The organism is Mesorhizobium sp. M7A.F.Ca.US.005.03.2.1 (assembly GCF_003997795.1).
Lineage (GTDB): Bacteria > Pseudomonadota > Alphaproteobacteria > Rhizobiales > Rhizobiaceae > Mesorhizobium > Mesorhizobium ciceri.
In genome coordinates this window covers 1-7570 of sequence record NZ_RZRP01000242.1, presented here as the reverse complement: position 1 = coordinate 7570, position 7570 = coordinate 1, and the positions used below count along the sequence as shown (strand labels likewise).

Below are 7570 nucleotides of genomic sequence, written 5' to 3'. Positions count from 1 at the left end.
GATCTCGTCCATGAAGCCCTCATGGAAGAAGCCGTTGACCGAACTGCCGACCGAACGCCAGGAGCCGACAGGGATGGAGACCGGCGCCGCGATACCCCTGACCCGGTAATTCGGGATGGTGTAGGGCTGGTCATAGGCGCCGTCGACAATGGTCTTGTCGGGACCGAGCGGCGATACCGAGGGGAACAGCCGGCGCAGCGTACCGGCAATCACCGATGGCGAGGCCATCTTCATGTCGACCGCGATCGGCATGCCATCGTCACCGAGCCGCGCCTGGAACTTGCCTATTGCGGCCGGTCGATAGGCGTCGTGGCGCATGTCTTCTTCACGCGTCCAGGTCACCTTGATCGGGCGTCCGCCCGTCTCCTTCGCCATCAGCGCGGCACACAGCGCGTAGTCCATCTCGACGCGCCGGCCGAAACCGCCGCCCATGAAGGTGGTGTGCACATTGATCTTGTCCTGCTCGATGCCGACCGCGTTGGCGCAAAGCTGCCGCACCAGGGTCGGCGCCTGGTTGCCGCACCAGATGTCGAGCGCACCGTCCCTGAACTGTGCCGTGGCGTTCATCGGCTCCATCGTCGCATGCGCCAGATAGGGCACGGCATAGTCTGCCTCGATGATGCTTTCGCGCGGCGCGTCGGCAAAGGCGGTTTCGACATCGCCATTGTCGCGCATCACCGACCCCTTGGTGGCAAGCGCCTGCTTCAGCACATCTGAAATGGCGGCGCTGCTGAGCGGATATTCAGGATCGGACCACTGGGCGTCGATCGCCTCGGCCGCCTTGAATGCTGCCCATGTATTATTCGCGATGATACCGAAGCCATGGCCGTAATTCGTCTCGAGCGGCACGATCTTGATCACCCCAGGCATTTTCTCGGCTTTGGAGAGGTCCGCCTTGACCGGCTTCGACCAGAAGCGCGGGCTCATCTTGACCGTGCCGTAGACCATCTCCGGCAGCCGGACATCGATGCCGAAGATCGGCGCCCCGGTGAGCTTTGCCAGCATGTCGATGCGCTTCTGCGGCTTTCCCAGCAGCTTCCAGTCGGCCCGGTCCTTGAGCCTGACTTCGGCCGGCCGCGCCATCGCGGCGGCAGCCGCGGCCACCGCGCCGTAGGTCAGCGATTTGCCCGACGCCTTGTGCAGGATCGACCCGTCGGCCGTTTCCAGATCGGCCGCCGCGACACCCAGTTTTTGCGCTGCCGCTGCGACCAGCATCTGCCGGGCAGCGGCACCCGCTTGCCGCATCTTGTCAAAACCGTCGCGTGTCGAAGCCGAACCGCCGGTGCCCTGCAGGGCAAGGAATTTGCCGACCACACCGAGACCGGAACGCACCGCCTGCGCGGTCAGGCTTTCATCGAAGAAGGCGAACGGACCGCCCTCCTCGAGGATCGCGGCGTTGTAATAGGCATGGGATGCCGGTCCATGCTCGACCATGACCCGGTCGAGCCCGACGTCGAGTTCCTCTGCGACCATGGCCGCAAGCGTCGTCGAGATGCCTTGCCCCATCTCGGCGCGCGGCGCGACGATGGTGATGGTGTTGTCGGCGCCGATTTTCACATAAGGGTTGAACGTCGCCTCGCCCTTGCCAAGCTCGGCCTCGAGCGGGTTCGGGAACGGCTTGCGATAGTAGTAATAGCCGACGGCAACGCCGCCAGCGACAGCGGCAGCGCCAATCAGAAACGTGCGGCGGGCGATCTTTCCGACCCTGGCCATGGTCAGAGCCCCGCCGTCTTGAGCGCTGCGGCCTTTTTGATGGCCGAGCGGATTTTGGGATAGGTGCCGCAGCGGCAGAGATTGCCGCCCATGGCGTTGTCGATGTCGGCATCGCTTGGGTCGGCGACTTCATCGAGCAGCGCCACCGCGCTCATGATCTGGCCGGCCTGGCAGTAGCCGCATTGCGCGACCTGTTCCTCCAGCCATGCCTGCTGCACCGGATGCAGTCCGCCTGCCGTGCCGATGCCTTCAATAGTCGTGACAGCGCCGCTGACCTGCCCAACTGGGAGTGAGCAGGAACGCGCCGGCTGACCGTCGACATGCACGGTGCAGGCGCCGCACGCGGCGATGCCGCAGCCGAATTTTGGCCCTGTCTTGCCAATGAGATCGCGCAGTGCCCACAGCAGCGGCATGTCCGGATCGGCGTCGATATCGAATGACTGACCGTCGACGGTGAGGCGCATGGGGATACCCTTTGTTGTCGTCCACTGCCAAGGGCGAAGCGGCCTCCCGGCCGTTTCGCTCCGATACAGATTGACAAATTTCGTCATTTTGTCAATTAGGATTTTGCAGGATAGAATTGCTCGATGAACCAGATCGAAGACATCGCCACCGCCGATCCCAAACGCGCCCGTATTCTGGATGGCGCGATGAAGGTGTTTTTGGCCTATGGCTTCTCGCGCACCACCATGGACGACATCGCCCGTGCCGCCGACATGTCGCGCCCGGCGCTCTATCTCCTGTTCAAGAACAAGACCGACATTTTCCGCGCCATCGCCATGATGATCCTGTCGCGCTCGGTCGAGGCGGCAAGGTTTGCCCTATCCGGCGACGGCCCTTTCACCGAGCGCATGATGCGAGCCATCGATGAGGCCTTTATCTCGATGATGAGCGCGGTCGTTGCCTCGCCGCACGGCGCCGAATTGCTGGACATGAAATCGAGCCTTGGCGATCTGGTGGGCTGCTGGCGCGGCGGGCTTGGCCAACACATCGGCGCCGCGATAGAGGGCGAGGCAGCCAGGAACGGCGTCGATCTGGCGGCCAGGGGCCTGTCGGCGCAACTGCTTGCCGACATGCTGCTCGACGGGCTGGAAGGCATGAAGGCGCGGATCAGAGATCCGGAGGGGCAGCGGCAGGCAGCCGCTGCCCTGATCAGGGTGATCGACCTGACCTTGAAAGCATGATTGCGGACCAATCGATGCACATCGATTGGTCGCTCAGGCGCGCCGGCGCTCCGCCTCCGGGTTCTTGCGCGCCGCAAGAAATTCCTTGACCCGCCGGCCGGGTGCCGGACCGCGCACCGGCTTGTAGCCGTCATCCAGTTCGCCGGAGAGATCGAGCGTCGGTCGCTTGCCGACGGCGTCGTAATTCTCTTCCAGCCAGTCGCTGGCGGCGGTGCGGCCGAGATCTCTGAGGTAGGTCAGAAACGCCCATTCGGCGTTGACCTTCGAGGACGCCGACAGGTCCTTGAACGCCTCGTCGGCATCGATGCGGTGCATGCGGATGTCGCGGTACTCGCCATGTGGCAGACGGCCGGCGGCGATCAGCTCCTTGACGAAGGCAATCGAGCGGAATTCGCGCAGCAGCCCGGCGTTGAAGGTGATCTCGTCGATGCGGTTCTGGATCTCGTTGGCGCTTCTTGGTGTTCCCTCGCGCACCACCGGATTGATCTGCACCAGAAGCACGTCCTCGGTCGCAGCCGTCTTGAAGAACGGATAAAGCGCCGGATTGCCGCCATAGCCGCCATCCCAATAGGGCACGCCCTTGATCTCGACGGCGCGGAACAATTGCGGCAGGCAGGCCGAGGCCATCACCGTATCGAGGTCGATCTCCCCGTCGGAAAAGACGCGCAACTGTCCGGTCTCGACATTGGTCGCCGAGATGAACAGTTCCATCGACTTGCAGGCGCGGACGTTCTCGAAATCGATCTCCTGCTGCACCACGTCGCGCAGCGGATTGAGGCCGAGTGGGTTGGCGACATAGGGCGAGAACACCCGCGACATGGTATCGAAGAAGAGATAGCCGGGCGTGTTCTCGATCGACCAGTTGCCCCAGGCGACGTCCCACGGCATGCGCTGCACCGGGCTGAACCGCCCCTTGGCCGCCACCGCGCGCCAGAAATCGTCAAGTTTTTGCCGCGCGCCTTCGACTCCGCCGCGCACATATCCGTCGGCCAGCGCCACCGCGTTCATGGCTCCGGCGCTGGTGCCGGACACTGCTGATATCTCCAGCCGTCCGTCCTCCAGCAGCCGGTCGAGCACACCCCAGGAAAAGGCCCCGTGCGAGCCGCCGCCCTGAAGCGCTACGTTGATCTTCTTCGTCTCCTCCGCCTTGCCGTTCTTGGTCATGGCGTCGTCCTTGATCTGTCCCTTTGGGTGGATGAGAGAGTTTTGCGCCTCACGCGGCGGTCCAGCCGCCGTCGACCGAGAGATGCGTGCCGTTGACCTGCGCCGCCGCGTCCGAGCACAGGAACACCGCCGCTGCCGCGATCTGCTCCACCGTGACGAATTCCTTGGTCGGCTGCTTGTCCAGCATGACCTCACGGATGACGGTCTCGCGGTCCATCTGATGGGCTTTCATCTGGTCGGGGATCTGCGCCTCGACCAGCGGCGTCAGCACATAGCCGGGGCAGATGGCGTTGCAGGTGATTTTTTCGCGCGCCAGTTCGAGCGCAACGGTTTTGGTCAATCCCATGATGCCGTGCTTGGCCGAGACATAGGCCGATTTGAACGGCGACGCGACCAGGCCATGCGCCGAGGCGATGTTGACGATCCGGCCGCCGCCGGCCTTTTTCATCAGCGGGATGGCGGCCGCGATGGTGTGGAACGCCGACGACAGGTTGATGGCAATGATGGCGTCCCATTTCTCGATCGGGAACTCTTCCACCGGCGCGACATGCTGGATGCCTGCATTGTTGACGAGAATATCGACCGAACCGAATGTCTCGGCCGCCTTGGCGATCAGCGCCCGGCATTCGGCCGGCTTCGACATGTCGGCCTTGATATAGGCCGTCTTCACCTTGTGCTGTCTGGCGATCGCGTCAGCGATGGCGTGGTCGGCAGCCGTGTCGGAGAAGGAGTTGACGACGACATTATGGCCTTCGGCCGCCAGCGCCTGGGCGATGGCCAGGCCAATGCCCGATGTAGAGCCGGTGATGACTGCGGTTTTTCTGGCGGCCAAGGTCGAAATCCTCTGATTGCGGCAAGAGCGATCTTATGTTGCAGTGCAGCATATATGCTCAATGCGACGCAATAACAGCGGCCAGAATTTTTCGACGAGATGAAATTTTCGTCATGAGCGGCCACACGGCCGCTCACCAGGAGGATCCTGATCGGATCGGTGTCGCTCGCCAGGCGCCGAAAGAACCTCAGGCGACCAGGTCCGGCACCGGCCCGATATAGCGCGACTGCGGTCGGATCAGCCGTCCAGTCGTCTGCTGTTCACGCGCATGCGCGATCCAGCCGGCCACGCGCCCGGCGGCAAAGACATTGCTAAAAGCTTGCGGCGGAAAGCCCGCCGCTTGCAGCACCAGCGCGGTGTAGAACTCGACATTGGTCTGCAGCGAACGCTGCGGCTTTGCGATCCTAAGCACCTCGAGCGCCGTTTGCTCGACGGTCTCCGCAAAGGCCAGCCGGCGACCGGTTTCGCCCTCGCCGCCGAGTTGCCGCACCACGGCCTTCAGCACATCGGCGCGCGGATCGCGCACACGGTAGATGCGATGGCCGAACCCCATGATGCGCCTGCCCTGCGCGATCTCGTTGCGCAGCCAGCCGGCGGCATCGCCATGCGCCTGGATCGCATCCAGCATCTCGATGACGGGGCCAGGCGCGCCACCATGCAGCGGCCCTTTGAGCGCGCCAAGCCCGGCCAGCAGGGACGATGTCAGGCCGGCCTGCGTGGAGGCGACCACGCGCGTCGCAAAGGTCGATGCGTTGAGGCCATGGTCGCAGACGGTCACCAGATAGGTGTCGAGCGCTTTTGTGAGCGCCTGCGAGGCGACGCGGCCGCTCAGCATCCTCAGCATGTCGGCGGCATGATCGGCGCGGCTGTCCGGCGCGATCGGCTGCTCGCCGCGCCGCAGGCGCAGCAGCGCCGGCGTCAGCACGGCGGGCGCCGCGATCAGCAGCAAGGCGTCGGTCAAGGTCTCGCCATCCGGCAGCTGCGCCATGCCGGCGCGCATGGCGCTGTAGACATCGAGCGGCGCCAGCAAAGGCAGCGAGGGCAAGAGCCGTTCGAACACGTCCGCACTCGCCTGTCCCAGCGCCCGCGACAGTTGCGCATCATCGGGAAGGTCGTTGAAGAAGCCGTCGAGCAGCAGCCTAACCACCTGGGCATAGTTCCAACGGCCGGCCAGTTCCGGCAGCGAATGACCTCGGATCGTCAGACGGCCGCCAAGACCATCCACATCGGAAAGCACGGTTTCCGCCGCCACCACATCATCGAGCCCATTCGCCATAGCCTGTCTCCTTGAAGCATTTCCGGATCGGAGATAGAGATGGGCAACGTTTCCATCAATCTTGATCAATAGAATCAATATCAGGGCTCGATATGTCCGAGTGGTTGTCCCGGGAAGAGGCGCTGGAGAGACTCAAGGTGCGGGCGCAGACGCTGTACGCCTATGTCAGCCGTGGGCGCATCGGCATGCGGCCCGACCGCGCCGATCCGCGCCGCAGCCAGTACCGCGCCGACGATATCGCCGCACTGGCGACCCGCCGGGCGCGCGGCCGCAGCCCGTCAGTCATCGCCGAAAGCGCCATCGCCTGGGGCGAGCCCTCGATCGTAACGGCGATTTCGACCGTCTCGCACGGTCGGCTCATCTATCGCGGGCAGGACGCCGCAGTGCTCTCCGGGCACGCCACACTGGAAGAAGCCGCCGCCGTTCTCTGGGCTCTGCCGAAACCAGTGGCTTTCGAAGCAGCGTCGCCGGACGCACCCCATCAAGCTGGCCGAGCCTCGGCCTTTGCGCAACTTGCCGTGCTTGCCGGTCAGGGGCGCCCGTCGCTCGGGCGCAGCGCCGCCTCGCTGCATGCCGATGCCGCGCACGCGGTCGGCGTGCTGGCCGCCGCGCTGGGCGCACCGGCGGGGTCAAATCCCGTCCATCAGCGGCTTGCGCAGGACTGGTCGGTGGATGCCGGCCGCGCCGATGCGATCCGCCGTGCGCTTGTCCTGCTTGCCGATCATGAACTGAATGCGTCGACCTTCGCCGCGCGCGTCGCAGCCTCGACCGGCGCGCCGCTGGCCGCTTGCCTGCTGGCAGGGCTCGCGACGCTGTCAGGCCCGCGCCATGGCGGCGCCGGCGAGGCGGTGATGCAACTGGCCGAGGATGCGGCGCGGCATGGCGCCGATGCGACGATCCGGCGCTGGCTCAGCCATGACCGGCCGCTGCCGGGGTTCGGTCATCAACTCTATCCTGACGGCGATCCCCGCGGGGCGGCGCTGCTGTCGGTGATCGAGGTTGACGGCACACTATCGTCGCTGCGCGACGCTGCCTTTGCGGCGACCGGCGCGCTTCCCAACATCGACTTTGGGCTGGCCGCGCTGACGCGCAGCCTAGGCTTGCCGCGCGATGCACCGTTCCGCCTGTTCGCGCTCGCACGCAGCGTCGGCTGGGCCGCGCACACGGTCGAACAGATAACAAGCGGAAGTGTCATCCGGCCGCGCGGCCGCTATGAGGGCGTGCTGGTGTAAGGCCGCAAGAACGCCAGGCGCTCAGGACATCGTGTCGAGCTTGCGCTGCATGGCCGCGATCTGGTCCTTCAGTTCCTGAAGATCGTCGGGCTTGTCAGGCGTTTCCTTCCTGGCCGGCTCGGGCGACGTCGCAGCGGCTGGCGCGGAGCCAGCGGGCTGGAACGGCGTG

General features: G+C 64.9%; 7 protein-coding genes and 1 pseudogene. 2 read left to right on the top strand and 6 right to left on the bottom strand.

All coding sequences use genetic code 11. The annotated features are described in order from the left end of the window. The coding region (locus tag EN991_RS15460; protein WP_164769094.1) for a molybdopterin cofactor-binding domain-containing protein at positions 1–1713 on the bottom strand (1713 nt) is incomplete at its 3' end. 2 nt (positions 1714–1715) lie between these two features. After that, positions 1716–2177 (bottom strand): (2Fe-2S)-binding protein, encoded by a 462-nt coding sequence (locus EN991_RS15455; RefSeq protein ID WP_027162497.1) that lies wholly within the window; start codon positions 2175–2177, stop codon positions 1716–1718. A 123-nt stretch (positions 2178–2300) separates the two neighbouring features. Here EN991_RS15455 and EN991_RS15450 point away from each other — a divergent pair, with 123 nt between their 5' ends. Beyond that, on the top strand, positions 2301–2897 hold the full coding sequence (locus EN991_RS15450) for a TetR/AcrR family transcriptional regulator (RefSeq protein ID WP_063173230.1): 597 nt from the start codon (positions 2301–2303) through the stop codon (positions 2895–2897). 33 nt (positions 2898–2930) lie between these two features. On the opposite strand, the gene EN991_RS15445 is transcribed toward EN991_RS15450, so the two are convergent. The 3 genes from EN991_RS15445 to EN991_RS15435 form a co-directional block, all read right to left on the bottom strand. Beyond that, positions 2931–4061 (bottom strand): patatin-like phospholipase family protein, encoded by a 1131-nt coding sequence (locus tag EN991_RS15445; protein WP_013529189.1) that lies wholly within the window; start codon positions 4059–4061, stop codon positions 2931–2933. A 49-nt stretch (positions 4062–4110) separates the two neighbouring features. After that, a complete protein-coding gene (locus tag EN991_RS15440; RefSeq protein ID WP_164753469.1) occupies positions 4111–4902 on the bottom strand; it encodes a 3-hydroxybutyrate dehydrogenase in 792 nt (263 codons plus the stop codon). A 178-nt stretch (positions 4903–5080) separates the two neighbouring features. After that, positions 5081–6169, bottom strand: a complete 1089-nt coding sequence (locus tag EN991_RS15435) for a citrate synthase/methylcitrate synthase (protein WP_127369066.1) — start codon at positions 6167–6169, stop codon at positions 5081–5083. A 92-nt stretch (positions 6170–6261) separates the two neighbouring features. Here EN991_RS15435 and EN991_RS15430 point away from each other — a divergent pair, with 92 nt between their 5' ends. Then, positions 6262–7401 (top strand): citrate synthase, encoded by a 1140-nt coding sequence (locus EN991_RS15430; protein WP_027162501.1) that lies wholly within the window; start codon positions 6262–6264, stop codon positions 7399–7401. 21 nt (positions 7402–7422) lie between these two features. Here EN991_RS15430 and EN991_RS40885 read toward each other — a convergent pair. Beyond that, positions 7423–7570: pseudogene (locus tag EN991_RS40885) on the bottom strand (polyhydroxyalkanoate synthesis repressor PhaR); the annotation flags it as partial.